Here is a 25,726-nt window from a genome sequence, read left to right on the forward strand (position 1 = left end):
GTTATTATCCGTTAAATTGTGTTCGCATTCAGTAGGCGCGCAGGGTCTTGAACACTGCCGCCAGGCGGGCAGGATCTTTAATCCCGGGCTCGCTCTCGACGCCGGAGTTAAAATCCAGCCCGGCACAGCCGAGTTTGGCTGCGTCAACGCAGTTGTCTGCGCTCAGACCGCCCGCCAGCATCACGTTGCCCAGGTTTTGGCCGTGCAATACCGACCAGTCGAAACGCTGGCCGGTGCCGCCGGCGCCGTTATCCAGCAGATAGCGGTCAACGTGCTGCAGATCACGTGCCGGCAAGCTGTCTTTCACGCTCAGCGCTTTCCAGATCTGGCAAGAGGCAGGCAGTTTGGCGCGCAGGGCGTCGATGTAGGCTTGATCTTCCGCGCCGTGTAGCTGCACTGCCTTCAGACCGAGGCGTTCAACGGTTTGCACCAGGGTTTCCACCTGCGCGTCGCAGAACACGCCGACGTATTTCAACGGCGCTCCGGCAATCACTTCGCGGGCGCGGTTGATGTCGACATAGCGCGGTGAACGCCCGACAAAAATCAGCCCGCCGTAGATCGCGCCGGCCTGATAGGCGGCTGCGGCATCTTGTGGGCGGGTCAGCCCGCAGACTTTATTGTCGCCCAGCGTTACCCGGCGTACGGCGGCGCGCAGGTCGGTTTCCGACATCAGTGCGCTGCCGATCAGGAACCCGTTGGCGAAGTGGCTCAGTTCGCGGATTTGGCCGTAATTGTTGATGCCGGATTCGCTGATCACCGTCACCCCGTGCGGCACGCGTGGTGCGAGTTGGCGGGTACGGTCCAGATCAATGCTAAGGTCGCGCAGGTCACGGTTATTAATGCCGACCACGCGTGCCTCGAGCGCGATTGCCCGCTGCAGTTCTTCTTCGCTGATCACTTCGGTCAGCACGCCCATGTTCAGGCTGTGCGCCACGGCTGCCAACTGACGATATTGATCGTCGTCCAGCACCGACAACATCAGCAGGATGGCATCGGCCTGATAGAACCGCGCCAGGTAGATCTGGTACGGGTCGATAATAAAATCTTTGCACAGCACCGGCTGCGTAACCGTCTTGCTGACCAGCGGCAGGAAATCGAAACTGCCCTGGAAGTACTTTTCATCAGTCAGTACCGAGATGGCCGAAGCGAAATCCTTGTAGACCGAAGCGATTTCGACCGGATCAAAGTTTTCGCGGATCAACCCTTTGGAAGGGGACGCTTTTTTGCATTCAAGAATAAATGCCGTTCTGGCCCCTTGCAGCGCATGATAAAAGCCGCGTTCGCTTGGGACGATTTCATTGTGAAAGCTGGCCAGTGGTTGTTGTTGCTGTCGTGCTGCGACCCATTGCGCTTTATCACGAACAATCTTGTTGAGCACGGTTTCCTGCATCATTTATCCTCTTGCTGCCAGTGCGGTGACGCGCTCGTAAGCTTGCCCGCTGTGAATCATGTCCAGTGCCTGCTGCGCGTTTTGGCGCAGGTCTTCATGCCCGAATAACTTCAGTAACAGCGCCACGTTAGCCGCTACCGCTGCGGCGTGCGCCGGGTCGCCTTTACCTTGTAACAACCGTGCCAGAATGTCACGGTTTTCTTCCGGCGATCCGCCCTGCAGGGCTTCCAGCGGGTAGCGTTGCAGGCCAAAGGACTCTGGCGTTAATTGGTAGCTTTCAATCTCACCGTTGTTCAGCTCCGCCACATGGGTCGCAGTGTGAATTGCCACTTCGTCCATGCCACCGCCGTGCACCACGGCGGCACGCTGATAACCCAGCACACGCAGAGTTTGGGCTATCGGCAGCACCAGCTCCGGGCTGTAAACGCCGATCAGCGCCAGCGGTGGACGTGCCGGGTTGATCAACGGGCCGAGCACGTTAAATACCGTACGGGTTTTCAACTGTTGGCGTACCGGCATCGCATGGCGGAAACCGGTGTGATATTGCGGTGCAAACAGGAAACACACGCCCAGTTCATCCAGCGCCTGGCGGGACTCTTCCGCCGGCAGATCCAGGCGGATGCCGAATGCCGCCAGCAGGTCCGAAGAACCGGAACGGCTGGAGACGCTGCGGTTACCGTGTTTTGCCACTTTGGCACCGCATGCCGCCGCCACAAAGGCGCTGGCGGTAGAGATATTGATGCTGTTGGTGCCGTCGCCGCCGGTGCCGACGATATCGGCAAACGGATAATCCGGGCGTGGGAACGGCAGGGCGTCGGCCAGCAGGGCCTTGGCGGCACCGGCAATCTCTTCCGGGCGCTCTCCGCGGACTTTCATGCTGATCAGTGCCGCTGCCAGTTGGCTGGGTTCCAGCTCGCCTCGCACGATGGCGCTGAACAACTGCTGGCTTTCCTCTTGGCTCATTGATTCTGAGCGGTACAGTTTTTCAAGAATAGGTTGCATCGTCGTTTCCCTTATTATTTCGCCAGCGCCCAGGCCAGAGTTTGCTCAAGCAAACGTGCGCCGTGGGTGGTGAGGATCGATTCCGGATGGAATTGGAAACCACATACGCGGTGCCGGTCATTACGTACTGCCATCACCATGTCGCCGAAGCGAGCGTTAACGGTGAGTTCGGCCGGGATATTGCTGCCGACCAGTGAATGGTAGCGAGCCACCGGCAGCGGGTTCACCATACCGGCAAACATGCCTTCGCCATCGTGGCTAATGGCCGAGGCTTTACCGTGCAGGATCTCGCCCGCCTGGCCGACGTGCCCACCGTAGGCCTCTACAATCGCCTGGTGCCCCAGGCAGATGCCGATAATCGGCAACTGGCCGCGCAGGCGTTGCAGCAACTCCGGCATGCAGCCGGCTTCGGATGGCGTACCTGGGCCCGGTGACAGCATCAACACCGGTTGTTCCAACTGTTGCAGGCGCTCGATAATCACGTCCGCAGAAATCTGGTTGCGGTAAATCACCACCTGGTGGCCGCTGGCACGCAGTTGATCGACCAGGTTATAGGTAAAGGAATCAACGTTGTCGAGCAGTAAGATATCGGCCATCAGAACACCTCCTTGGCTTGGTGCGCGCTGGCAATGGCACGCAGCACGGCACGTGCCTTATTACGGGTTTCATCGGCTTCCGCCTGAGGAACAGAATCCAGCACCACGCCGGCGCCGGCTTGCACGGTGGCAATACCGTCTTCAACATATGCGGAGCGGATGACAATACAGGTATCCAGATCGCCGGTGGCGGTGAAATACCCCACAGCACCACCGTAGCTGCCGCGACGGGAGCCTTCAGAGGCAGCGATCAACTGCATGGCGCGAACCTTGGGGGCGCCGCTCAGGGTCCCCATGTTCATGCAAGCCTGGTAGGCGTGCAGCACGTCAAGGTCGGCGCGCAAGGTACCGATCACTCGGGAAACCAGGTGCATCACGAAAGAGTAGCGGTCCACTTTGGTCAGGTCCGCCACGTAGCGGCTACCGGCCTGGCAGATGCGCGCCAGATCGTTGCGCGCCAGATCGACCAGCATCAGATGCTCGGCCAGTTCTTTGTGATCGGTGCGCATTTCCAATTCGATGCGGCTGTCGAGATCCAGATCCAGCGAGCCATCAGCGCGGCGGCCACGCGGACGGGTACCGGCAATAGGGTAAATTTCGATCTGACGGTTGCTTGCGTCGTATTTCAACGCGCTTTCCGGAGAGGCGCCGAACAGGGTGAACTCGTCGTCCTGCATAAAGAACATGTAAGGGCTTGGGTTGCTGTCTTTCAAGGTTTGGTAGGCCGACAGCGGGGCCGGGCATGGCAGAGAGAAGCGGCGTGACGGCACTACCTGGAAAATCTCGCCCTGGCGAATGGCCTGCTGCAGTCCGCTGACCACGGCGCTGTATTCCTCATCGGTCTGGTTGCAGCTCAACTGCATGTTTTCCAGCTTCTGATGCGGAATGGGTTGCGGGGTCTGCTTCAACTGGGTCTGCAACTGCTCAAGACGCTGTTGCAGGCGCTGTTCTTCCGCCGCATCGGCGGTAAACACGCTGGCCTGCAGGCGAGCCACGCCGCGCTGGTGGTCCAGCACCAGCAGGGTTTCCGCCAGGTAGAAGCAGAAGTCCGGGCAACGTTGATCCTGGCGCAGCGCCGGCAGATCTTCGAAACCGGCAACCAGATCATAGGCAAACAGGCCGCCGAGCATGACCGCTTCACGTTCGTCCGCCGGGGCGTCAACCAGTGTCAGCAGAGTGCGCAGTGCGTCAAACACTGACAGTGAGCGCAGACGGGCATCCTCATCCTGCACCGCATCGATGACCGGGAAGGTCAGTTCGCGGCCGTTTGGGCGAACCTGAATCTGCACTTCCGCCGGCAGTGCTTCATCGAGCAGCGGCAGCATCGCCGCACCGTTGGCGGTCAGTGCCTGCAGCGTGACGCTGCGGCCCAGCGCGGTGATGCGCAGGGCGCTGTCGATCACCAGCAGGCTTTGCAGGTTTTGCTTGCTGTTTATTTCGGCAGACTCCAGCAGCAGGGTGGCCGGGCGCGCGCCGCACAACTGATGGAAAATGGTCGTCGGATCGCCCCGGTAGTGGGTTTCCGCCTTCAGCAGTGTGAGTTGTGGTTTGATGTTCATCATGGGTGGTTCCAGTTAGATTTTGTCCATAAAAAAGCCCGCATTACCAGCGGGCTTAGGGAATCTGCAGTGTCAGATGACAGGTATGCGTGATTACACCGCCCGCGAAAGGGAAGTACGCCACCAACGAAGAAGAGAAGTTTGCTTGTTCATATCTTTGCTCTCTCGATTATCATCCAACCAGGGGATGCCCCTGAACTTGTGTACTAGTTAACTGGTTCGCAGGAGTAAAGTCAACCCTCTTTTTACACAATGTTTTAGCGGCAAACGTGAGTTATTTTCATCAGGGCGAATGTGAACGGGCCAGAATAGATTTCCGTCCGGCCGACGATCGCGGGTATGATAGAAGGCCAAGCCATTGCCGGATATTTCTTTTGACAGACAGCAACCCCCAGCCTTCCGCGTTTACCCTTTACGACCTCCACAGCCATACCACCGCCTCTGACGGCTACCTGACACCGGCGCAACTGGTGCAGCGGGCGGTTGAAATGCGGGTTGGCGTATTGGCGATCACCGATCACGACACCACCGATGGGCTGGCTGCGGCCGCCGCCACTATTGCCGAGTTGTCGCTGCCGTTGCAACTGGTGAATGGGGTAGAAATCTCCACGCTGTGGGAAAACCACGAGATTCATATCGTCGGCCTGGGGATTGATATCGCCCATCCGGCGATGGTGCAGTTATTGGCCGAACAGACTGAACGTCGCAACCTGCGTGCGCAGGAAATTGGCGTACGGCTGGCAAAAGCACGCATCGATGACGCCTTCGAAGGCGCGCAAAAATTGGCGGACGGCGGGGCGGTGACGCGTGGGCACTTTGCACGCTATCTGGTGCAGATCGGCATTGCCGACAACATGGCGCAGGTGTTCAAGAAATATCTGGCCAAGGGCAAAACCGGTTACGTTCCGCCACAGTGGTGTACAATAAAACAAGCCATTGATGTGATTCATCAATCTGGCGGGCAGGCGGTGATAGCGCATCCGGGCCGTTACGATCTGACGGCCAAATGGCTGAAGCGGCTGTTTGCGCATTTTGCCGAACACGGCGGCGACGCGATGGAAGTGGCCCAGTGTCAGCAAGCACCGCATGAGCGTTCGCTACTGGCGAAGTATGCGCAAGAGTATCAATTACTGGCATCGCAGGGGTCTGATTTTCATCAGCCCTGCGCGTGGATCGAACTGGGCCGTAAACTGTGGTTACCCGGTGGCGTTGAGCCGGTGTGGCGTGACTGGCCGCAACCGCAGCAGGCTGCAGTATATTGATTTAACGGGGGCGGATGCGCCCGCGTGCATCATTTTAGGAGCAAGTCATGAGTCAGCTTTTTTATATTCATCCAGATAATCCTCAACCGCGTTTGGTCAACCAGGCGGTGGACGTGCTGCGCAAGGGCGGAGTGATTGTCTACCCGACAGATTCCGGTTATGCGCTGGGCTGCAAGCTGGAAGAAAAATCGGCGATGGAACGTATTTGCCGTATTCGCCAGTTGGACGGTAACCACAACTTTACGCTGATGTGCCGCGATTTGTCCGAGCTTTCGACTTACGCCTATGTCGACAATACCGCATTCCGTTTGATCAAAAACAACACGCCCGGCAACTACACCTTCATCCTGAAAGCGACCAAAGAAGTGCCACGCCGCCTGATGAATGACAAACGCAAAACCATCGGCCTGCGTGTACCCTCGAACCCGATTGCACTGGCGCTGTTGGAAGTGCTGAACGAGCCGATGATGTCGACCACGCTGATGTTACCAGGCAACGATTTCGCCGAGTCCGATCCGGAAGAGATCAGCGATCATCTGGGCAAGCAAGTGGATCTGGTGATCCACGGCGGTTTCCTGGGCCAGCAGCCGACCACGGTGATTGATCTGACTGAGTCGGCGCCGGAAGTGGTGCGCGAAGGTGCGGGCGACATAACGCCTTTCCGTTGATTTTATCGCTGCGGCGGTTGCTCATTTTCTGAAAAGTGGCTGAAACGACGTCATTTATCGTGAAAGCCGCTATTCTACACAATCAAAAACTGAAAATAGGCAGGATGCATAGCGATGATTAAACGGGGTTCTCTTTTAGCGGTCTTATTGTTTTCCTCTGTGGCCAATGCCGGTTTTTATTCCGGTAACGCCTTGCTGTCTGAAACGGGCGGCTATGTGAAAAACAAAAATGGAGCTGCTACCGTTGCGGAAGCGCTCGATGGCGGAATGTTCATGGGCTATGTGGCCGGCGTCTTTGACACCTATTCGATGCAGGGTAACCGCAATATTTGCCCGGACGCCGGCATGAGCGTAGGCATGGCTTCCGATGCGGTAATGCATTATTTAAATGAACACCCGGAACAGCTGCATTATTCTGCACCTTCAGTGATCATGCTGGCGTTAACCGCGGCTTATCCTTGTGAAAGGCACTAAATTCGTTCGTTTGGTGCGTATATTTTCATTTGGTGCGTTCCCCGTTTTTTAGCACGTTCTTCAATAGATTAAATCGCCAAACGCTGTCAGTTTATTTCCTGCGCACAAGCCCTCTTAACCGCTTTGAGGACATGACGCTTCAGGAGGTAAAATGACAGCGTTTCACTTTGGTACCCACTCCCTCGATTATCATGATGCCGGTTCCGGCCCGTTGACGCTGGTCTTGCTGCCCGGCTGGTGTGAGCCAAAAACGGTATTTGCCCCCTTCAGCGCGCTGGCGAGTGAGCGATACCGGGTGATTAGCTTCGACTGGCGTGGGCACGGCCTGTCATCCTGTGATGACGCGCTTTCGCTTGGCGCCGAAGACTTGCTGGCGGACATCCATCAGCTGCTGGCTGCCCTGCAGGTGGAAAGCTTTGTGACGCTTTCGGTGGCTCACGCCAGTTGGATTGCCGTCGCCTTGGCAGAGCTCATGCCGCAGCAGGTCAAAGGCCTGGTATTTCTCGATTGGATCATGACGCAACCCGCGCCGGCATTTTTCCAGTCGGTGCAACAAATGCAACGGCCAGAGCAATGGCTGGCGGCGCGCGATGCCCTGTTTGCCTTCTGGCAAGGCGGGGTTGACCATCAGCCGGTGAAGCATCATCTGACCGTTGAAATGGCCCGTGAGGACTTTCGCCTCTGGCAAGCCGCCGGCGTGGCGATAGAACACGCTTATCGGCAATACCAATCGCCGCTTAACCGGTTGAGCGAACTTGGCCCGCCGCTCCCGTGCAGGCATATTTACTCGCTGGATCGTGATGAAAATTATCTGAGGCAACAGCAGGTTTTTGCTACCGACCATCCGTTCTTCTCGGTCTTGCGGCTGGAACATGCCCGAACGCACCTGGGGATCCTCGAGCGGCCGGATGAAGTCTATCGGGCGGTGGTTAACCTTCTTGGCGATTAACCTTTTGCCTGGCTTAATCTGATGCGGGCCTGAGCCCGCGGTTAATAGATTTCGATAATCGGACTGCTAATAAAGTGGGTTCCAACACTATAGAAAGCCTGTATAATGCGCGGTTCGATCCAAGTAAACGTATTGTTACCACCGTGGTGCCTGTCGCCGCAGTGGTCATCCCCCCGACGCCTGTGAAGGCGACACTAGAGGTTGCTCAATGAGCGAAAAGTTACAAAAAGTTTTAGCGCGCGCCGGCCATGGCTCGCGTCGTGAAATCGAAACCATAATTGAAGCCGGCCGCGTCAGCGTTGACGGTAAAGTCGCCAAACTGGGCGACCGCGTTGAAGTGACTGCCTCGATGAAAATTCGTCTGGATGGTCACGTACTTTCAATTAAAGAATCCGAAGAAACGGTATGCCGCGTGCTGGCTTATTACAAGCCGGAAGGTGAACTCTGTACCCGTAGCGATCCTGAAGGCCGTCCGACGGTGTTTGATCGCCTGCCTAAGCTGCGTGGCTCTCGCTGGGTAGCGGTGGGGCGTTTGGACGTCAATACCTCAGGCCTGCTGCTGTTCACCACCGACGGTGAGCTGGCAAACCGCCTGATGCACCCTAGCCGTGAAGTCGAGCGCGAATACGCGGTGCGTGTCTTTGGCCAGATTGACGATGAAAAAGTGAAGCAACTGAGCAAGGGCGTTCAGTTGGAAGATGGCCCAGCCGCCTTCCGCACCATCACTTTCCAGGGCGGCGAAGGCATTAACCAATGGTACAACGTGACTCTGACCGAAGGGCGTAACCGTGAGGTGCGTCGTCTTTGGGAAGCGGTTGGCGTGCAGGTCAGTCGCCTGATCCGCGTACGTTACGGCGATATCGATCTGCCTAAAGGCCTGCCGCGTGGCGGTTGGACCGAGCTGGAACTGCCGGCGATTAACTATCTGCGCGAATTGGTTGAGTTGAAGCCCGAAACGGTCAGCAAGATGCCGGTGGAGCGCGAGCGTCGCCGCGTGAAAGCGAATCAGATCCGTCGTGCGGTCAAACGCCATACCCAGGTGGCGGGCAGCGGCCGCCGCAGCGCGCCAGGCAGCAAGTCCGGCAAACCAAGCAAGCGCAGCTAATCATTACGCCGCAACCCTCTCTGGGCTGCGGCGTTTTCTTTTCGTTACCAGTCAATTCCCTGTTGCGCCATGATACCTGCGTCGAACGCATGTTTTACCGGCCGCATTTCCGTCACCGTATCCGCCCGTTCCAGCAGATCGCGATGGCAGCCACGCCCGGTGATAATGACCGTCTGGTGCGCAGGGCGCTGCCGCAACGCTTCCAGCAGTTCATCCAGCTCAAGATAGCCGTAACTGACCATATAGGTCAGCTCATCCAACAGCACCAGATCCAGGCTGCTGTCGGCGAGCATGCGTTTGCCGTGCTGCCATACCGCCTGACAGGCTGCGGTATCGCCGGCTTTATTCTGGGTTTCCCAGGTAAAGCCGGTTGCCATTACCTGGAATTCTACCCCGTGCTGCTGCAGCAGGTTTTTCTCCCCGTTCGGCCACTCGCCTTTGATGAACTGAATAACGGCGGCTTTCATACCGTGGCCGACGGCGCGCGTTACTGTGCCGAACGCCGCGGTAGTTTTGCCTTTACCGTTACCGGTGAATACCAGCACTAAACCGCGGACTTGCTGGGCGGCGGCGATACGAGCGTCGACCTGTTCTTTCAGGCGCTGCTGACGTTGTTGATGGCGGTCTTCGGCCATGATAAAGCCTCCTTTATTCAGCGGCGCCGGGTTTACGATTGGGTTGAGCATCGAAGCTCATGCCGGTTTTTCGGCGGCTGTCATCGCCCATTAAATAGAGGTAAAGCGGCATAATATCCGCCGGTGTTTTCAGTTTGTTTTTATCTTCGTTCGGGAAGGCCGATGCGCGCATTTGAGTGCGCGTTCCGCCAGGATTGATGCAATTTACCCGAAGATGGCGGCTTTTGTATTCTTCGGCCAACACCTGCATCATGCCCTCCGTGGCAAATTTGGACACCGCGTAGGCACCCCAGTTGGCGCGGCCCGTACGACCCACGCTGGAACTGGTAAATACCAGCGATCCCGAGTTGGATTTCAGCAGCAGTGGCAGCAGCGCCTGGGTGAGCATAAAGGTTGCATTGACGTTGACCTGCATGACGTCGTGCCACATCTCCATCGACAAGTCAGCCATTGGAGCGATATCCCCCAACAGCCCGGCGTTATGCAAAACACCGTCGAGGCGCGGGATCTGGGTGGCCAGATCATCCGCAACCTGTTTGCACTGTTCCTGCGTGGTGTGCAGCAAATCCAGCGTAACGGTGAAACTGGGTGCGCCGCCCAGCCGGGCGATCTCGCTTTGTACCGCCCGTAGCTTGCTTTCGGTACGGCCCAGCAGCACCAGTTGTGCGCCAAATTTGGCATAGGTAAGTGCGGCTTCGCGTCCGATGCCGTCACCGGCGCCGGTGACCAGGATGATTCTTTGTTCCAGCAGGTCATGTTTAGGTTGGTAATGCACAATAATTCCTCGCGCCGTGGTGGCTGTCTCCCGCTTGCATCGGGGAGTGGTGTGGATTAAGAGACCCAGGCGGGAGCAAAGGCTCGACCGCATGCAGGGCCCCGCAGCGAATTTGGCTCATCATGTTGATGAATAATCCGTGTTATATGCCTCAAATGGATCGTATTTTCAATGATTAGGCAGCAGAATCGGCATTCTTTTGTAACAAAAATGGAACAGCGCCGGCTTGGTTAAGTCAAAATGCGCCCACATAGTAAAGAGGCATCACAAGGAATTTTTATTTAGCCGCGACAGCCACTGCGTCGGTTGGCTAGAATGAACGAGATCATACTAACAACCTGTAAATAAAGGCGGAATCTGTGGAGTTTATATCTATTTACGGCCTGTTTCTGGCCAAAGTCGCGACGGTAGTGATTGCCATCGCTGCGCTGGCGTTGCTGGCGGTCAGCATTGGGCAACGTAAGACCCGTCAGAAAGGTGAGCTTCAGCTGACTGATCTCGGGGAGCAATATCGCGAGATGCAACGCGACATGCGCCTGGCGCGTATGGGGGAAGCGGAACAAAAAGCCTGGAGTAAACAGTTTAAAAAACAGACCAAAGCCGACGATAAACTGAAGAAACAACGCGCTAAAGCCGGTGCCGTTGAAGCAACCAAACCCTGCCTGTATGTCCTGGACTTCAAAGGCAGCATGGATGCCCATGAAGTGACTTCGCTGCGCGAAGAAATCTCGGCGGTGTTGGCAGTGGCAACGCCGCAGGACGAAGTACTGCTACGGCTGGAAAGCCCGGGCGGGGTAGTGCATGGTTATGGTCTGGCGTCGTCACAGTTGGCGCGTCTGCGTACCGGCGGCATCCGCCTGACGGTAGCGGTAGACAAGGTAGCGGCCAGCGGCGGCTATATGATGGCCTGCGTGGCGGATCGCATCGTTGCGGCGCCCTTCGCCATCATCGGCTCTATCGGCGTTGTGGCGCAAATTCCCAACTTCCATCGCCTGCTGAAAAAGAACGATATTGATGTGGAGTTGCATACGGCAGGCCAGTTCAAACGGACGCTGACGCTGTTTGGGGAAAACACCGAACAGGGGCGTGAGAAGTTCCGCGAAGATCTGAATGAAACCCATGAACTGTTCAAAGAATTTGTACACCAACAACGGCCTTCGCTGGATATCGACAGCGTGGCGACCGGCGAGCACTGGTTTGGCTCTCAGGCGAAAGAGAAAGGGCTGATTGATGCGATTGGCACCAGTGACGATCTGCTGATCGCCGAAATGGAAAATCACGAAGTGGTCGGGGTGCGCTATACGCGTCGTAAACGTCTGATGGATCGATTTACCGGCAGCGCTGCGGAAAGCGTCGACCGTTTGCTGCTGCGCTGGTGGCAGCGCGGTGAAAAACCGTTGCTTTAAGCGTTTTGATTAAACATAACGGGGGCTAAAAACCCCCGTTTTTTTCTTAATCGGCCAAATGATATTTTTCGGAAAGCACGTGGGCCAAATGTTTAAACATATTAAATACAGCAGTGGTTTTTACCGTAGGTAATCCATCCTGATCCAAAAAGAATTCGCCGCGGAAAACTAAAACGCTGCCTTTTTGTTCAACGTCGTTAGCCACCATGCCCTGCAGATAATCTTCATGTTGTCGGATAATATTATTTGCTTCTTGCAACAGAGCCTCACGGCCAATGGGGGTAGTATTAGTGCACATTATTACACTCCAATCATAAATTCTGCGCGTATTCTAACGCCGGTTCGCATTTATCCGCAAACAGACTAAGGTTTATTTGCCGTCTGGATGGCTAGCGGTATCTGTCGATTGGCGAAATCGCTGTTTCCGTGCTAATTAGGTTGCGTGACGCTTTTTATCAGGTACAGTGTGGGATTTTGCGGCGTCAGGTGGAAGGTTTTGTTTACGCCATGAATGAGTCTCACACGGCCATACTTCTGGGGCATGGGTGATTAGCTGGCAGGATCAACAACTTGCGTTCAGGTTGAGCAGTTAAGCAACCAAAAGAAAAAAACATGTTGATCTCTTGCCAGACTGCCGCAATATAAAAAAGAGATATGAATCGCTGCGGCACGGCGAGATAAAAGACTTCTTTTTAGAAGAAACAAATTTAGGTAAAGGTAAATATGGGTAAAGCTCTCGTAATAGTTGAGTCCCCGGCAAAAGCCAAAACTATTAATAAATACTTAGGTAATGACTACGTGGTGAAGTCCAGCGTCGGTCATATCCGTGATTTGCCGACCAGTGGCTCAGCCAGCAAAAAGAGCGCTGACTCAACCGAAGACAAAGCCAAGAAGAAAGTTAAAAAAGATGAGAAAACGGCGCTGGTAAATCGAATGGGCGTCGATCCTTACCATGGCTGGAAAGCGGATTATGAAATTCTGCCAGGTAAAGAAAAAGTTGTCGCAGAGTTAAAATCGTTAGCGGAAAACGCCGACCACATTTATCTCGCAACGGACCTTGACCGCGAAGGGGAAGCCATTGCCTGGCACCTGCGGGAAGTGATCGGCGGTGACGACAAACGCTTTAGCCGCGTGGTGTTCAACGAAATCACCAAGAACGCGATCCAACAGGCTTTTAAACAGCCGGGCGAGTTGAATATCGATCGTGTTAACGCACAGCAGGCGCGTCGCTTTATGGACCGCGTGGTGGGTTACATGGTATCGCCGCTGCTGTGGAAGAAAATTGCCCGCGGCCTGTCCGCTGGGCGCGTGCAATCCGTTGCGGTACGGTTGGTGGTGGAGCGCGAACGCGACATCAAAGCCTTCGTGCCGGAAGAGTACTGGGAACTGCACGCCGATCTGCTGGCGAAGAATGATACCGCGCTGCAGATGGAAGTGACGCATGCCCACGACAAGCCATTCAAACCGGTTAACCGTGAGCAGACCCACGCCGCCCTCAAACTGCTGGAGAAAGCCCGTTATACGGTGCTGGATCGCGAAGACAAACCTACCAGCAGCAAGCCGGGCGCGCCTTTCATTACCTCTACGCTGCAACAGGCGGCCAGCACCCGTCTGAGTTTTGGCGTGAAGAAAACCATGATGATGGCTCAGCGGCTGTATGAAGCCGGCCACATCACCTACATGCGTACTGACTCCACCAACCTGAGCCAGGATGCGCTCAACATGGTGCGTGGCTATATCGGCGACAATTTCGGTGACAAGTACTTGCCGAAAGCGCCAAACCAGTACAGCAGCAAAGAAAACTCTCAGGAAGCGCACGAAGCTATCCGTCCGTCGGACGTGAACGTGCTGGCCGAGCAGTTGAAAGATATGGAAGCAGATGCGCAAAAGCTGTATCAGCTGATCTGGCGCCAGTTCGTGGCCTGTCAGATGACGCCTGCGCAGTACGATTCCACTACGCTGTCAGTGAAGGCCGGCGATTATCAACTGCGTGCCAAAGGCCGTACGTTGCGTTTCGATGGCTGGACCAAAGTGATGCCTGCTCTGCGCAAGGGTGATGAAGACCGCACCTTGCCGTATGTTGAAGTAGGCAGCGATCTGGAACTGCAAAAGCTGATCCCGAGCCAGCACTTCACCAAACCGCCTGCGCGTTACAGCGAAGCCTCGCTGGTGAAAGAGCTGGAAAAGCGCGGCATCGGCCGCCCATCGACCTATGCGTCGATCATCTCGACCATTCAGGACCGTGGCTACGTGCGGGTCGAAAGCCGCCGTTTCTACGCCGAGAAAATGGGTGAGATCGTTACTGACCGTCTGGAAGAAAACTTCCGTGAGCTGATGAACTATGACTTTACAGCGCGCATGGAAGACGGCCTTGACCAGGTAGCCAATAACCACGCCGAGTGGAAAGCGGTGCTGGATGAGTTTTTTGCCGAGTTCAGCGAACAGTTGGAAACGGCGGAGAAAGATCCTGAAGACGGCGGTATGCGTCCGAATCAGATGGTCATGACCAGCATCGATTGCCCGACCTGCGGCCGTAAAATGGGCATCCGTACCGCCAGTACCGGCGTGTTCCTCGGTTGTTCCGGTTATGCGCTGCCGCCGAAGGAGCGCTGCAAAACCACCATTAACCTGGTGCCGGAAACGGAAGTGCTGAATATCCTCGAAGGGGATGATGCAGAAACCAACGCGTTGCGTGCTCGCCATCGTTGCCAAAAATGCGGCACGGCGATGGACAGCTACCTGATCGATAACCAGCGTAAGCTGCACGTCTGCGGTAATAACCCTGCGTGTGACGGCTATGAAATCGAAGAGGGCGAATTCCGCCTGAAAGGGTATGACGGCCCGGTAGTTGAGTGCGACAAATGTGGTTCCGAAATGCACCTGAAAATGGGGCGCTTCGGTAAGTACATGGGCTGCACCAACGAGACGTGCAAAAACACCCGTAAAATTCTGCGTAACGGCGATGTTGCGCCGCCGAAGGAAGATCCGGTTCCATTGCCGGAATTGCCGTGCGAAAAGTCAGACGCTTACTTTGTTCTGCGCGACGGTGCAGCCGGCGTGTTCCTGGCGGCCAACACCTTCCCTAAATCGCGCGAGACTCGTGCGCCGCTGGTAGAAGAGCTGGCCCGTTTCAAGGATCGTCTGCCGGAAAAACTGCGTTACCTGGCGGATGCGCCGGTAGCGGATGGCGAAGGCAACAAAACGATGGTGCGTTTCAGCCGTAAAACCAAACAGCAGTATGTCTCTTCAGAGAAAGACGGCAAGGCCACGGGTTGGTCCGCTTTCTACGTTGACGGCAAATGGGTTGAAGGCAAAAAGTAAGTTTGCAGCCTGAATGCAATAATAAAAACCAGCCCTTGTGGCTGGTTTTTTGTTGCCTGAACGGTAGCGGGTCTATTTTTTGCCGTTTTTCCTTCACTGGGCTGGGGTTTCGCGTTGATAGCAATGCAAAATAATCGTTATCATGGTGTGACGCGGATCTATACTTGAAGCTGCTACGTGATATAGTGGTTATATAAAAAGTTTTTTTATGATTAAAGCTTATTAATAACGGCGTTTTCTTCAGCATCTGGGTGAGACACTGTGTTAAGGCTTGTTAGTTTTCAGCATACCGGGGCGACACCGATATACCTGGCTGCGGGTAAGCCGCAGTGTTTAACCTAGGATGGTATAAGATATGAAATTGCAGCAGCTTCGTTACATTGTGGAAGTGGTTAACCACAACCTGAATGTCTCATCGACGGCAGAAGGGCTTTACACTTCACAACCCGGTATCAGCAAGCAAGTGCGAATGCTGGAAGATGAGTTGGGTATCCAGATTTTCGCTCGCAGCGGAAAACACCTTACCCAGGTTACCCCCGCAGGCCAGGAAATCATCCGCATCGCGCGTGAAGTTCTGTCCAAAGTGGATGCGATCAAAGCCGTCGCCGGCGAGCACACCTATCCGGATAAAGGTTCGCTGTACGTCGCGACTACCCATACCCAGGCGCGTTATGCGTTGCCTAACGTCATCAAAGGCTTTATCGAGCGTTATCCGCGCGTTTCGTTGCACATGCACCAGGGATCGCCGACCCAAATAGCGGAAGCGGTATCTAAAGGCAATGCAGACTTTGCCATTGCCACCGAAGCGCTACATCTTTACGACGACTTAATCATGCTGCCTTGTTACCACTGGAACCGTGCGGTGGTAGTGAAACCCGATCACCCATTGGCCGGCAAAAGTCATATCACCATTGAAGAATTGGCGGCGTACCCGATCGTCACCTATACCTTCGGCTTTACCGGTCGCTCCGAGTTGGACACGGCGTTCAACCGTGCCGGCCTGACGCCACGCATCGTATTCACCGCAACGGATGCCGATGTGATCAAAACTTACGTGCGTTTGGGATTAGGGGTCGGGGTGATCGCCAGCATGGCGGTGGATCCGGTACAGGATCCGGATCTGGTGACCGTGGATGCGCGTGATATCTTCACTTACAGCACCACCAAAATCGGCTTCCGTCGCAGCACCTTCCTGCGCAGCTACATGTACGATTTTATCCAGCGCTTTGCACCGCACCTGACTCGCGACGTGGTCGACAACGCGGTAGCACTGCGATCCAACGAAGAGATCGAAGCGATGTTCAAAGACATCAAGCTGCCGATTAAGTAAACGCCGTATACCCGCTTTCACTTAGAGAAACGGGAGGGTTCCCCCTCCCGTTTTGCTTTTTACCGCGTATCAGCAATCAGTAAGTTGGTAATACCATAACTGGTCAAAAAGTCTCCAGTTCATACTGGCAATCCCGTGAATAACAAGGCTGCTGAAATGTCAAACCTCTGCCCCCAAAGTGGCTAATGGCGCCACTTTCAGTCCAGAACCCTGAGCACCGCTGAATGTACACACCCAGCCTGGTGACTGGTTGGCCAACGCCTCACGCTTCAGAATTAGTGCTCCTTTTTGAATGGTGCCGCTGATTTCGGTATAGCTGTTATCAACATAAATAATGGCCGGAGAGGTTTTGCCGATGCTGATGTTATTTCCCGTAGCCGCAATGGATTCTTTCCCGATCACCACGTTATGTACTGCGCTGCAATTGGCGCCCGGTAACGTCAGATCGCCGAAAATATGGCAGCCGGCAACGCTAACTCGCTGTGCCGTGGTGCCCGCGATAAGGCTACCGGTAATCTGACTATTGCTAATTTTGACTCCGCCAGCGGAACCGAGCGGTGTGCCTGCTGCTGCAGCGATCGTCACATCGCCGTTGATCCTGCAGTTGGTAACCAGAGTTGAACCCGATATCACAACTGTCCTCAGGTAATTCAGCACGCTGTTGCTGATCTGGTAATCACCCTGAATATTGCCTGATATATACAAACCGCTGCAGAGGGTGTTATCGAGTTTGATACGACCGTTGCCAATCGTTGTCGTATCGTAAGGATAAATATCCCCTGAAAGGCGGTGACAACCATTGATCACCATTTGGGCGTATGGACCGTAAGAAACGGCGCGCGTGAAATTGCTAATGCCGCATTCGGTTAGCCAAATCTCCCCCCCCACTTTGATGAAGGTCCCTAATGGCCAATGGCCTTCAGCGTCACCCCCACCGGGGCGTTCAGCGTGCATTCGCGTAAAGTGCATTTGAATGCCGCCACGGACCTCAACAAACGGCGTAACGTTGTTCAGCTCGATAGAACCATCAAAAAAGCGGTTAAAATTACTTTGATCGCCAGGGCGGGTGCTCATGATTAACAGGGGTGGGTAAGCGGTAGCATCTGGGTTGGCGACATCGTCAAGGTTGGTGTAGCTGTAACCGTCCTTCATACGGCCAGAGGCAAAAACGGAAACCCGGTTGAAGTTGTTATCGAAGGCATTGTCGAGGTACAACGCTGAACCCCGGAAGTTTTGTATAGCGACATCTTCCCACATGGTGGCAGTGGTACGACAATAGACGCCGTGGCAGTATGCCCGACCTTTTTCGTCTTGGGTGGGATCAACGATGCTGGTACCAATCCCTTGTACCATCAGGTTGCGCAGAGTGAGCTGTTGGAATCCAAAAGGTTCGCCCCAGCAATGGATAGCACCGTAATCACCATAGCCTGCGCTACGCGGAATATTAAAGTCGAGCACGGTACCTGAAGCGCCGTGGCCGCCTTGCCCTTCCAAAAACCAATCTTTGCTGTAATCCAGCACTATAGGTTTTTTAAAATTCACTGTTCCACGCGGAAATACAATTTTGGCTGCATTCCCATTGATCGTCGAGGCATGGTGGAGCAATGTCTCCATTGCTTGGTCCCAACTGTTATTGACGGTCTTAAACCAGACAAGTTCGAGCGTATTACCGTCTCGAACCAAACGCCAGCGTTTGCCCGCCTGAGTGACTACCGTCAATGTACCGTCATCAGCCGTGTTGTCGCCTGCTTTATAAACATAGAAAAGCACGCGATCGGCAGTGCCGCGTAACAAAATCACCTGACCTTCTGATTCTGGTTCGGTAGCCCTTAATGCAGCCACATCTGCAAGCGTATTGATTTTAGTCTCGGCCATATTTTTCTTCCCATGTAATGAAAAATTGACATGCAAGGCAGGGGGTCCAGATGGTTGTACCTGCTGCATGACTTTGCCTGTGAAGAGTAGCGTCGGGGGAAAGGAGAGGCACTTTGTTCGGGCCCTGTCAGGGTTCAATAAACATTGGCGATTAACTTGTTGAGCCAACGTCACTTCGCTCACTTGATTGCTTCTGCCTATCGTTCTGATCAAAACGTGTTGTTATCAAAACGTTAATTTCTCTATGTGGTATCTTTAAACAAGACCTCAGTGATTACCCTGTTTTAGTCATAATAAGAAATGGAGGAGCTATGTCGTCCGATCTTAGAGAAACGAGTCTGGATAAGCTGGTTGCGTTGAACAGCGAGTATTACTACTACAGTCTGCCATTGGCGGCGAAACAGTTGGGTGATATCGACCGGCTGCCAAAATCAATGAAAGTGCTGTTGGAAAACCTGCTGCGTCATGTGGATGGCGACACCGTGCAGGTTGAGGATCTGCAAGCCATCGTCGATTGGTTGCAAACCGGCCATGCCGATCGCGAAATTGCCTACCGCCCGGCGCGCGTCTTGATGCAGGATTTTACCGGCGTGCCTGCGGTGGTGGATCTGGCCGCCATGCGCGAAGCGGTGCAGCGGTTGGGGGGCAATGTTGACCAGGTTAACCCGCTGTCGCCGGTTGATCTGGTGATTGACCACTCGGTCACCGTGGATGAGTTCGGTGACGACGATGCGTTTGAAGAAAACGTGCGTATCGAAATGGAGCGCAATCACGAGCGCTACACTTTCCTGCGTTGGGGGCAGAAAGCCTTCAACCGCTTCCGTGTGGTGCCGCCAGGCACCGGCATCTGTCACCAGGTTAATCTGGAATATCTCGGCCAGACGGTGTGGCACACTGACGAAAACGGCAGGCACGTTGCCTACCCGGACACCCTGGTCGGCACCGATTCTCATACCACCATGATTAACGGCCTGGGCATTCTCGGTTGGGGCGTTGGCGGCATTGAGGCTGAAGCGGCGATGCTCGGCCAGCCTGTATCCATGCTGATCCCAGATGTGGTGGGTTTCAAGCTGACGGGCAAACTCAGCGAAGGCATCACCGCTACTGACCTGGTGTTGACGGTGACCCAAATGCTGCGCAAGCACGGCGTGGTCGGAAAATTCGTTGAATTCTACGGTGATGGGCTGGCCAGCTTGCCGTTGGCCGATCGGGCTACCATCGCCAATATGTCACCGGAGTTTGGTGCCACCTGCGGTTTCTTCCCGGTGGATGAAGTCACACTCGGCTACATGAAACTGAGCGGCCGTAGCGATGAGCAAATTGCGCTGGTGGAAACCTACGCCAAAGCGCAGGGCATGTGGCGCCATCCGGGCGACGAACCGGTATTTACCAGTACCTTGGCTTTAGATATGTCGACGGTGGTAGCCAGCCTCGCCGGGCCGAAACGCCCTCAGGATCGGGTGGCGCTACCGGATGTGCCGAAGGCGTTTAATGCTGCAACCGAATTGGACATCGCCAGCCAGAAGATCAAGTCGGAATTCAAATTCTTTACCCTCAGTGGCCGGGAGCACGAACTGCACAATGGTGCGGTCGTGATCGCGGCGATCACCTCATGCACCAATACCTCCAACCCCAGCGTGATGATGGCCGCCGGCCTGTTGGCGAAGAATGCGGTGAACAAAGGCTTGCGGACCAAGCCTTGGGTGAAGACTTCTCTGGCGCCAGGCTCCAAGGTCGTCACCGATTATTTCGACAGCGCCAAACTGACGCCATACCTTGAAGAGCTGGGTTTTAATCTGGTGGGTTATGGATGCACCACCTGTATCGGCAACTCAGGGCCATTGCCTGAGCCCATAGAGCAGGCGATCAAAGAGGGCGATCTTACCGTGGGCGCGGTGCTGTCGGGTAACCGCAACTTTGAAGGACGCATCCACCCGCTGGTGAAAACCAACTGGCTGGCCTCGCCGCCGCTGGTGGTGGCCTATGCGCTGGCAGGCAGCATGAAGATTGATCTGACCAAAGAGCCGCTAGGTGACGGGCGTGACGGCAAGCCGGTTTATCTGAAGGATATCTGGCCGAGTAGCCAGGACATTGCTCTGGCGGTGGAGCAGGTTCGCACCGAAATGTTCCACAAGGAATATGGCGCGGTGTTTGACGGCGACGCCAATTGGCAGGCGATTCAGGTAACCGGATCGGCCACCTATCAATGGCAGGCTGATTCCACCTATATCCGCCACCCTCCGTTCTTCAGCACCATGCAGGTGAAACCGGATCCGGTGCAGGATATCAAGAATGCGCGCATTCTTGCCATTCTGGCGGATTCTGTGACCACCGACCACATCTCCCCGGCGGGGAATATCAAGCGTGACAGCCCCGCGGGGCGCTACCTGAGCGATCGCGGTGTCGCGGCGCAGGACTTCAACTCATACGGTTCGCGTCGTGGTAACCACGAAGTAATGATGCGCGGCACCTTTGCCAATATCCGTATCCGCAACGAAATGGTGCCGGGGGTTGAAGGAGGCTACACCCGTCATATTCCGTCGCAAAATCAGCTGTCGATCTACGATGCCGCCATGCAGTATCAGCAGGAGCAGGTGCCGCTGGCGGTCATTGCCGGGAAAGAGTATGGCTCCGGCTCCAGCCGTGACTGGGCGGCGAAGGGGCCGCGTCTGCTGGGCGTGAGGGTGGTGATTGCCGAGTCCTTCGAGCGTATCCATCGTTCGAACCTGATCGGTATGGGCATTCTGCCGCTGGAGTTCCCGGCAGGCGTCAACCGCAAAACACTGGGGCTGAGCGGGGATGAGCAGATCAGCGTAAGCGGCTTGCAAACGCTGAAGCCGGGGCAGACGGTGCCGGTGCATATCACTTATGCGGATGGTCGTCAGGACGTGGTCAATACCCGCTGCCGTATCGATACCGGCAATGAGCTGACCTACTACGAGAACGACGGCATTCTGCACTATGTGATCAGGAAAATGCTGTAAGAGTAGGGTAATAAGAAAGGGCGCCTTTGATGGCGCCCTGATTTTTTGAAGGGAAATTACTTCTGGTCCAGCAAATGGCCCATTTTGGCGGCTTTGGTCGCCAGGTAGCGTTCATTTTTTGGATTGCGGCCGACGATCAACGGCACGCGCTCGGTGATGTTGATCCCCGCCTCGGTCAGGATCTCAACCTTTTTCGGGTTGTTGGTCAACAAACGCACCGCGTCCACGCCCAGCAATTTGAACATGTCCGCACACAGGGTGAAATCACGTTCATCAGCGGCAAAGCCGAGTTGATGGTTGGCCTCTACGGTATCGGCGCCCTTGTCCTGCAAGGCATAAGCGCGGATCTTGTTCAGCAACCCGATATTGCGACCCTCCTGGCGGTGATAGAGCAGGATGCCGCGGCCTTCTTCTGCGATATGCTCCAACGCCGCTTCCAGCTGGAAACCGCAGTCGCAGCGCAGGCTGAATAACGCATCGCCGGTCAGACATTCAGAATGTACGCGTGAGAGTACCGGCGTCGCGCCGGTAATATCACCGAAGACCAGCGCCAGATGATCGTGCCCGGTAGCCAGTTCTTCGAATCCTACCATCAGGAAATCGCCCCAAGGTGTTGGCAGTTTTGCCTCTGCCACCCGTTTAAGCTGCATGTTGCTCTCCACAAACACATCCGATTCAATCATTGTTGCGCATCCTACGTCCGACGCAGTGACCTGACCAGTATTAAAACGCGCAACGACGATCTCTATTTCGTTAATTATCGGTTATTTTGCCACAACTTCTTGCCCTGAGGTGCTCAGCAAACCAGCATCCGGCGTTTTCAGCTCATTATTATTGCGACAGGTTTGTTATCTGTTTAATTTTTCGAGTGTTATCGATATTGCAAGATTGTTACACTGACCTTTGGCTTAAACAAAGGAAACCTGGAATGTTTGAGATAGCAAAACGTACGGCAGCGGGGGCGATAGTGCTGTTGCTGATGCCGCTGGCCGTGTGGTTATCCGGCTGGCAATGGCTGCCGGGCGGTAACGACCCCTTGCTGAAAGGCCTTTATTGGATCACCGAAACCGTGACCTCGCCGTGGGGAATCATCACCAGCATCATTCTCTCCGCCTGGTTTCTTTGGTGTCTGCGCTTTCGCCTCAAGGCAGCCATAGGTCTGGTCATTTTACTCTCTGCCGCGGTATTGATCGGCCAGGGCGTTAAATCACTGATCAAGGATCGTGTACAGGAGCCACGGCCTTTTGTCGTCTGGCTGGAGCAAAATCACGGCGTGGACGAAAAATACTTTTACTCGCTGCCTCGCAAAGAGCGCAGCGCGCTGGTGGCGGAACAGTTGCATGATCAGCCGCTGGTGCCCGTCTGGCTGCGCAAGCACTGGCAGTTTGAAACCGGCTTTGCCTTTCCTTCAGGGCATACCCTGTTCGCCGCCACCTGGGCATTGCTGGGAGTGGGACTGTTGTGGCCGCGCCGTCATTACAAAACCGTCGCATTGCTGATGCTGTGGGCGAGCGGCGTGATGGGCAGCCGTTTGCTGCTGGGCATGCACTGGCCGCGCGACCTGGCGATGGCGACATTGATCAGTTGGCTGCTGGTGACGATTGCCTGCTGGCTGGCGCAGCGCTGGTTTGGCCCGCTGACGCTGCCTCCTCAGGAGCAACAGGAAGTGGTGGAAAGAACGTCCGGAAGAAAACATTAGGTGACATTGTCACTTGATGCGGCGCCGAAAAGGCGCCGTATTAATCTCTTACATTCGCCAATCATTGCAATTGCTATGATTGCCCCCATATCTTTATAAATTCATTATTTTGAGAAGCTTTCTCATTAATTTCCCCGGGAGCGCCATTTACTGCCGAATATGCCGGCAGATATCTGGTTTTATCGTGCCGCAGGGTTTCCCTGGCACGATGGGAAATGCTAACTTAATGGGAGGGACGCCACGTATTGGCATATACCTTTCGTCTTTCAAGTCGCCGCCAGGCGGCAACTTGAAATACATCGGGTATAATTCATCCGATTAACTCGGCATCGCGGGAAAGAATGTGAAATATTTGCTGATTTTTTTGTTGGTTCTGGTGGTTTTCGTGATTTCTGTCACGTTGGGCGCGCATAACGATCAGGTTGTGAGTTTTAATTACCTGGTTGCGCAGGGTGATTATCGTATATCGACCCTGTTGGCTGCGTTGTTTGGCGCCGGTTTTGTTCTCGGCTGGGTCATTTGCGGCCTGTTTTATCTGCGTACCCGCATTGCGCTGGGGCGAGCCGAACGCAAAGTCAAGAGGCTGGAACTGCAGCTTGAACAACCTGCTGAGCCGGCAGCTCAGTCCGTTGTCAGCAAGGAATAATCTTCTATGTTAGAGCTGTTGTTTCTGTTGCTGCCCGTGGCTGCCGCGTACGGTTGGTACATGGGGCGCAGAAGTGCTCAACAGGATAAACAACAGGAAGCCAACCGCCTGTCGCGTGAGTACGTGGCCGGGGTTAACTTCCTGCTTTCCAATCAGCAGGATAAAGCGGTCGATCTGTTCCTCGATATGTTGAAAGAGGACAGCACCACCGTTGAGGCCCACCTGACGCTGGGTAACCTGTTCCGCTCGCGCGGCGAGGTCGACCGCGCAATACGCATCCATCAGGCGCTGATGGAAAGCGCTTCTCTCACTTTCGAACAACGCCTGCTGGCGGTACAACAGCTGGGCCGCGACTATATGGCCGCCGGCATGTACGATCGCGCGGAAGACATGTTCGGCCAGTTGGTCGGCGAAGAGGATTTCCGTATCTCGGCGCTGCAGCAATTACTGGTTATCCACCAGGCAACCAGCGACTGGCTGAAAGCGATCGATGTGGCGGAAAAACTGGTCAAGCTGGGTAAAGACAAACAACGTATCGAGATCGCGCATTTCTACTGTGAGCTGGCGCTCCAGGCAATGGGCAGTGACGATCTCGATAAGGCGATGAGCCTGCTGAAACGTGCGGCCTCGGCGGATAAACAGTGCGCCCGTGTGTCGATTATGGTCGGCCGCATTTACATGGCGCAGGCTGAATACGCCAAAGCGGTCGAGTCTCTGCAACGGGTGCTGAATCAGGATAAAGAGCTGGTAAGCGAAACGCTGCCTATGCTGCATGAATGTTATCAGCATTTGGAAAACCAGCAGGATTGGGCGGAGTTCCTCAAACGTTGCGTTGAGGAAAATACGGGCGCGACCGCCGAACTGATGCTGGCGGAGATCATCGAACAGCATGAAGGGCGCGACGTAGTTCAGGTGTATATCAACCGTCAGTTACAGCGTCATCCGACCATGCGCGTGTTTTACCGCCTGATGGATTACCACCTGGCGGACGCCGAAGATGGGCGCGCAAAAGAGAGCCTGCTGCTGCTGCGGGATATGGTGGGTGAGCAAATCCGCACCAAGCCGCGCTATCGTTGCCATAAATGCGGTTTTACCGCGCATTCACTTTATTGGCATTGCCCGTCATGTCGGGCCTGGGCATCGGTTAAGCCGATTCGAGGGCTGGATGGGCAATAAAAAACGGGGCGATGAACGCCCCGTTTTTCGTAGTAGACGGAATTACTTTTTCTTGCCTGCTTTCACGCCGCCTTTCAGCAACTGACGCAGCTTTTTCAATTCTTTTTGATTCAGAGGCTGTTCGATTTCTTCTTCAATCCCCTGATTATCGATTTCGCCGTGGTGCAGCTCATCCGATTTTTTAGCGGTTTTTTCCGCTTTAACCGGCGCTTCGAAGCTGCTTTCAAGGCGTTGACACACCTCAGCACTCAGAGAGAGTTGGTTATCAGCGGCAATAGCACGAATTTTCTCTTTGAGTTCCAGAGGGATTTTGATGGTTAGTGTAGATATCTCGCTCATTTTGAAGCCTTTCTGCGGGAAGATACCTTCAAGCTAAGCCAGTAATGAGTAAGAGTCTAGGGTGTAATAAAAATTTAATATTTATGTAACATTGAGCGCGGGAATAATGAACGTAATGGCGGGAAAATAGGCAGAGCCCGGCGTGCCGGGCCCTATAGCGAAGAGAATTACTTGTAAATGATGGCAGTACCGCTCAGCAAGTTGTTACCACCGGCGGAGATAATACGGTAGCTGCTGGCGCCCTGGGCTTCTGCTTTCGCCGCCAGTTTGGCTTCCAGACCGCTCAGGGTCGTCGCGTGGCCTGCGGAGACTACGCCGGCAGGGGCCAGGTCGTTAGCCTGCTGCAAATTAACCGGCTCAGCGGCGAAGGTAGCGAAAGAGGTCAGGGCGATGGCGGCAGCAGCTGCAAAATATTTGATGGTTTTCATGGGTGACTCCAGTTAGTTTTTTTAGGTTGGAAGCAGTTCGCTTCCGATGAGTTGAATAATAAAGCATCCATGAGGATTTAAAATCTGATAATGCTGAGTATCTTGTT

The 25,726-nt window shown here is 54.9% G+C and carries 21 protein-coding genes, 1 pseudogene and 1 other annotated feature; of the genes and pseudogenes, 12 read left to right on the plus strand and 10 right to left on the minus strand.

All coding sequences use genetic code 11. The features are described 5' to 3' along the window. Positions 1-28: 28 nt before the first annotated feature. From trpCF to ACUTSW_RS02350, 3 genes and pseudogenes are all read right to left on the minus strand, one after another. Positions 29-1,390, minus strand: a complete 1,362-nt coding sequence (gene trpCF, locus ACUTSW_RS02340) for a bifunctional indole-3-glycerol-phosphate synthase TrpC/phosphoribosylanthranilate isomerase TrpF (protein ID WP_174523961.1) — start codon at positions 1,388-1,390, stop codon at positions 29-31. Between the two features lie 3 nt (positions 1,391-1,393). Next, a pseudogene (gene trpD, locus ACUTSW_RS02345) lies at positions 1,394-2,988 on the minus strand (bifunctional anthranilate synthase glutamate amidotransferase component TrpG/anthranilate phosphoribosyltransferase TrpD). Next, positions 2,988-4,550, minus strand: coding sequence for an anthranilate synthase component 1 (locus ACUTSW_RS02350; protein ID WP_445583559.1), 1,563 nt, complete (start codon positions 4,548-4,550; stop codon positions 2,988-2,990). The pseudogene trpD and the gene ACUTSW_RS02350 overlap by 1 nt, the downstream one beginning before the upstream one ends. Before the next feature lie 25 nt (positions 4,551-4,575). After that, positions 4,576-4,679: a sequence feature (Trp leader region), on the minus strand. Between the two features lie 242 nt (positions 4,680-4,921). Between ACUTSW_RS02350 and rnm the strand changes: the two genes are divergently transcribed. The 5 genes from rnm (at position 4,922) to rluB (ending at position 9,005) form a co-directional block, all read left to right on the plus strand. After that, the gene (gene rnm, locus ACUTSW_RS02355; protein WP_020439146.1) at positions 4,922-5,809 is read left to right on the plus strand and encodes an RNase RNM; all 888 of its coding nucleotides are present in this window, start codon (positions 4,922-4,924) and stop codon (positions 5,807-5,809) included. A 47-nt stretch (positions 5,810-5,856) separates the two neighbouring features. Further along, positions 5,857-6,477 carry an L-threonylcarbamoyladenylate synthase gene (locus tag ACUTSW_RS02360; RefSeq protein ID WP_013813142.1) on the plus strand — a complete coding sequence of 207 codons (621 nt, stop codon included), beginning with the start codon at positions 5,857-5,859 and terminating at the stop codon, positions 6,475-6,477. 114 nt (positions 6,478-6,591) lie between these two features. Next, positions 6,592-6,951: a Rap1a/Tai family immunity protein gene (locus ACUTSW_RS02365; RefSeq protein WP_004945227.1), complete on the plus strand. Its 360-nt coding sequence runs from the start codon at positions 6,592-6,594 to the stop codon at positions 6,949-6,951. Between the two features lie 151 nt (positions 6,952-7,102). Beyond that, positions 7,103-7,900, plus strand: a complete 798-nt coding sequence (locus tag ACUTSW_RS02370; RefSeq protein WP_445583560.1) for an alpha/beta fold hydrolase — start codon at positions 7,103-7,105, stop codon at positions 7,898-7,900. A 208-nt stretch (positions 7,901-8,108) separates the two neighbouring features. Next, positions 8,109-9,005, plus strand: coding sequence for a 23S rRNA pseudouridine(2605) synthase RluB (gene rluB / locus ACUTSW_RS02375; protein ID WP_004945221.1), 897 nt, complete (start codon positions 8,109-8,111; stop codon positions 9,003-9,005). A gap of 44 nt (positions 9,006-9,049) precedes the next feature. On the opposite strand, the gene cobO is transcribed toward rluB, so the two are convergent. After that, positions 9,050-9,640 (minus strand): cob(I)yrinic acid a,c-diamide adenosyltransferase, encoded by a 591-nt coding sequence (gene cobO, locus ACUTSW_RS02380; protein ID WP_445583561.1) that lies wholly within the window; start codon positions 9,638-9,640, stop codon positions 9,050-9,052. A gap of 13 nt (positions 9,641-9,653) precedes the next feature. Then, on the minus strand, positions 9,654-10,415 hold the full coding sequence (locus tag ACUTSW_RS02385; RefSeq protein ID WP_063201071.1) for a YciK family oxidoreductase: 762 nt from the start codon (positions 10,413-10,415) through the stop codon (positions 9,654-9,656). 359 nt (positions 10,416-10,774) lie between these two features. On the opposite strand from ACUTSW_RS02385, the gene sohB reads away from it, so the two are divergent. Continuing rightward, entirely contained in the window at positions 10,775-11,821 is a 1,047-nt protein-coding gene (gene sohB / locus ACUTSW_RS02390; RefSeq protein WP_062871018.1) for a protease SohB, read from the plus strand. A gap of 46 nt (positions 11,822-11,867) precedes the next feature. Here sohB and ACUTSW_RS02395 read toward each other — a convergent pair whose 3' ends face one another. After that, on the minus strand, positions 11,868-12,119 hold the full coding sequence (locus tag ACUTSW_RS02395) for a YciN family protein (RefSeq protein WP_006325742.1): 252 nt from the start codon (positions 12,117-12,119) through the stop codon (positions 11,868-11,870). 425 nt (positions 12,120-12,544) lie between these two features. Here ACUTSW_RS02395 and topA point away from each other — a divergent pair, with 425 nt between their 5' ends. Together topA and cysB are read left to right on the plus strand one after the other, a co-directional pair. Next, entirely contained in the window at positions 12,545-15,142 is a 2,598-nt protein-coding gene (topA, locus tag ACUTSW_RS02400) for a type I DNA topoisomerase (RefSeq protein WP_004945205.1), read from the plus strand. 355 nt (positions 15,143-15,497) lie between these two features. Beyond that, the gene (gene cysB, locus ACUTSW_RS02405; RefSeq protein ID WP_004945202.1) at positions 15,498-16,472 is read left to right on the plus strand and encodes an HTH-type transcriptional regulator CysB; all 975 of its coding nucleotides are present in this window, start codon (positions 15,498-15,500) and stop codon (positions 16,470-16,472) included. Between the two features lie 159 nt (positions 16,473-16,631). Here cysB and ACUTSW_RS02410 read toward each other — a convergent pair whose 3' ends face one another. Next, positions 16,632-18,416, minus strand: coding sequence for a hypothetical protein (locus ACUTSW_RS02410; RefSeq protein ID WP_445583562.1), 1,785 nt, complete (start codon positions 18,414-18,416; stop codon positions 16,632-16,634). Positions 18,417-18,658: 242 nt separating this feature from the next. Between ACUTSW_RS02410 and acnA the strand changes: the two genes are divergently transcribed. Continuing rightward, entirely contained in the window at positions 18,659-21,331 is a 2,673-nt protein-coding gene (gene acnA / locus ACUTSW_RS02415) for an aconitate hydratase AcnA (RefSeq protein WP_445583563.1), read from the plus strand. A 56-nt stretch (positions 21,332-21,387) separates the two neighbouring features. Here the strand turns inward: acnA and ribA are convergent, their stop codons facing one another. Further along, the gene (gene ribA, locus ACUTSW_RS02420) at positions 21,388-21,981 is read right to left on the minus strand and encodes a GTP cyclohydrolase II (RefSeq protein ID WP_006325706.1); all 594 of its coding nucleotides are present in this window, start codon (positions 21,979-21,981) and stop codon (positions 21,388-21,390) included. A 278-nt stretch (positions 21,982-22,259) separates the two neighbouring features. On the opposite strand from ribA, the gene pgpB reads away from it, so the two are divergent. The 3 genes from pgpB to lapB all read left to right on the plus strand — a co-directional run bounded on the left by pgpB (position 22,260) and on the right by lapB (position 24,852). Further along, positions 22,260-23,030: a phosphatidylglycerophosphatase B gene (pgpB, locus tag ACUTSW_RS02425; protein ID WP_445583564.1), complete on the plus strand. Its 771-nt coding sequence runs from the start codon at positions 22,260-22,262 to the stop codon at positions 23,028-23,030. 343 nt (positions 23,031-23,373) lie between these two features. Beyond that, positions 23,374-23,676, plus strand: coding sequence for a LapA family protein (locus tag ACUTSW_RS02430; protein WP_006325701.1), 303 nt, complete (start codon positions 23,374-23,376; stop codon positions 23,674-23,676). Between the two features lie 6 nt (positions 23,677-23,682). Further along, positions 23,683-24,852 carry a lipopolysaccharide assembly protein LapB gene (gene lapB, locus ACUTSW_RS02435; RefSeq protein ID WP_004945190.1) on the plus strand — a complete coding sequence of 390 codons (1,170 nt, stop codon included), beginning with the start codon at positions 23,683-23,685 and terminating at the stop codon, positions 24,850-24,852. Positions 24,853-24,894: 42 nt separating this feature from the next. Here lapB and ACUTSW_RS02440 read toward each other — a convergent pair whose 3' ends face one another. Together ACUTSW_RS02440 and bhsA are read right to left on the minus strand one after the other, a co-directional pair. Further along, complete coding sequence (locus tag ACUTSW_RS02440; RefSeq protein WP_004945188.1) at positions 24,895-25,191, minus strand: Arc family DNA-binding protein; 297 nt, start codon at positions 25,189-25,191, stop codon at positions 24,895-24,897. A 167-nt stretch (positions 25,192-25,358) separates the two neighbouring features. Next, a complete protein-coding gene (gene bhsA / locus ACUTSW_RS02445) occupies positions 25,359-25,619 on the minus strand; it encodes a multiple stress resistance protein BhsA (protein WP_445583565.1) in 261 nt (86 codons plus the stop codon). Between the last annotated feature and the right edge of the window lie 107 nt (positions 25,620-25,726).

The organism is Serratia sp. TSA_198.1, assembly GCF_052686505.1.

Coding starts and splice junctions, on each gene's coding strand:
- pgpB (WP_445583564.1), top strand. CDS start 22,260: ATGTTTGAGATAGCAAAACGTACGGCAGCGGGGGCGATAGTGCTGTTG.
- ACUTSW_RS02350 (WP_445583559.1), bottom strand. CDS start 4,550: ATGATGAACATCAAACCACAACTCACACTGCTGAAGGCGGAAACCCAC.
- bhsA (WP_445583565.1), bottom strand. CDS start 25,619: ATGAAAACCATCAAATATTTTGCAGCTGCTGCCGCCATCGCCCTGACC.
- ACUTSW_RS02410 (WP_445583562.1), bottom strand. CDS start 18,416: ATGCAGCAGGTACAACCATCTGGACCCCCTGCCTTGCATGTCAATTTT.
- ACUTSW_RS02370 (WP_445583560.1), top strand. CDS start 7,103: ATGACAGCGTTTCACTTTGGTACCCACTCCCTCGATTATCATGATGCC.
- cobO (WP_445583561.1), bottom strand. CDS start 9,640: ATGGCCGAAGACCGCCATCAACAACGTCAGCAGCGCCTGAAAGAACAG.
- trpCF (WP_174523961.1), bottom strand. CDS start 1,390: ATGCAGGAAACCGTGCTCAACAAGATTGTTCGTGATAAAGCGCAATGG.
- acnA (WP_445583563.1), top strand. CDS start 18,659: ATGTCGTCCGATCTTAGAGAAACGAGTCTGGATAAGCTGGTTGCGTTG.
- ribA (WP_006325706.1), bottom strand. CDS start 21,981: ATGCAGCTTAAACGGGTGGCAGAGGCAAAACTGCCAACACCTTGGGGC.
- topA (WP_004945205.1), top strand. CDS start 12,545: ATGGGTAAAGCTCTCGTAATAGTTGAGTCCCCGGCAAAAGCCAAAACT.
- lapB (WP_004945190.1), top strand. CDS start 23,683: ATGTTAGAGCTGTTGTTTCTGTTGCTGCCCGTGGCTGCCGCGTACGGT.
- ACUTSW_RS02360 (WP_013813142.1), top strand. CDS start 5,857: ATGAGTCAGCTTTTTTATATTCATCCAGATAATCCTCAACCGCGTTTG.
- ACUTSW_RS02395 (WP_006325742.1), bottom strand. CDS start 12,119: ATGTGCACTAATACTACCCCCATTGGCCGTGAGGCTCTGTTGCAAGAA.
- ACUTSW_RS02365 (WP_004945227.1), top strand. CDS start 6,592: ATGATTAAACGGGGTTCTCTTTTAGCGGTCTTATTGTTTTCCTCTGTG.
- ACUTSW_RS02440 (WP_004945188.1), bottom strand. CDS start 25,191: ATGAGCGAGATATCTACACTAACCATCAAAATCCCTCTGGAACTCAAA.
- cysB (WP_004945202.1), top strand. CDS start 15,498: ATGAAATTGCAGCAGCTTCGTTACATTGTGGAAGTGGTTAACCACAAC.
- rluB (WP_004945221.1), top strand. CDS start 8,109: ATGAGCGAAAAGTTACAAAAAGTTTTAGCGCGCGCCGGCCATGGCTCG.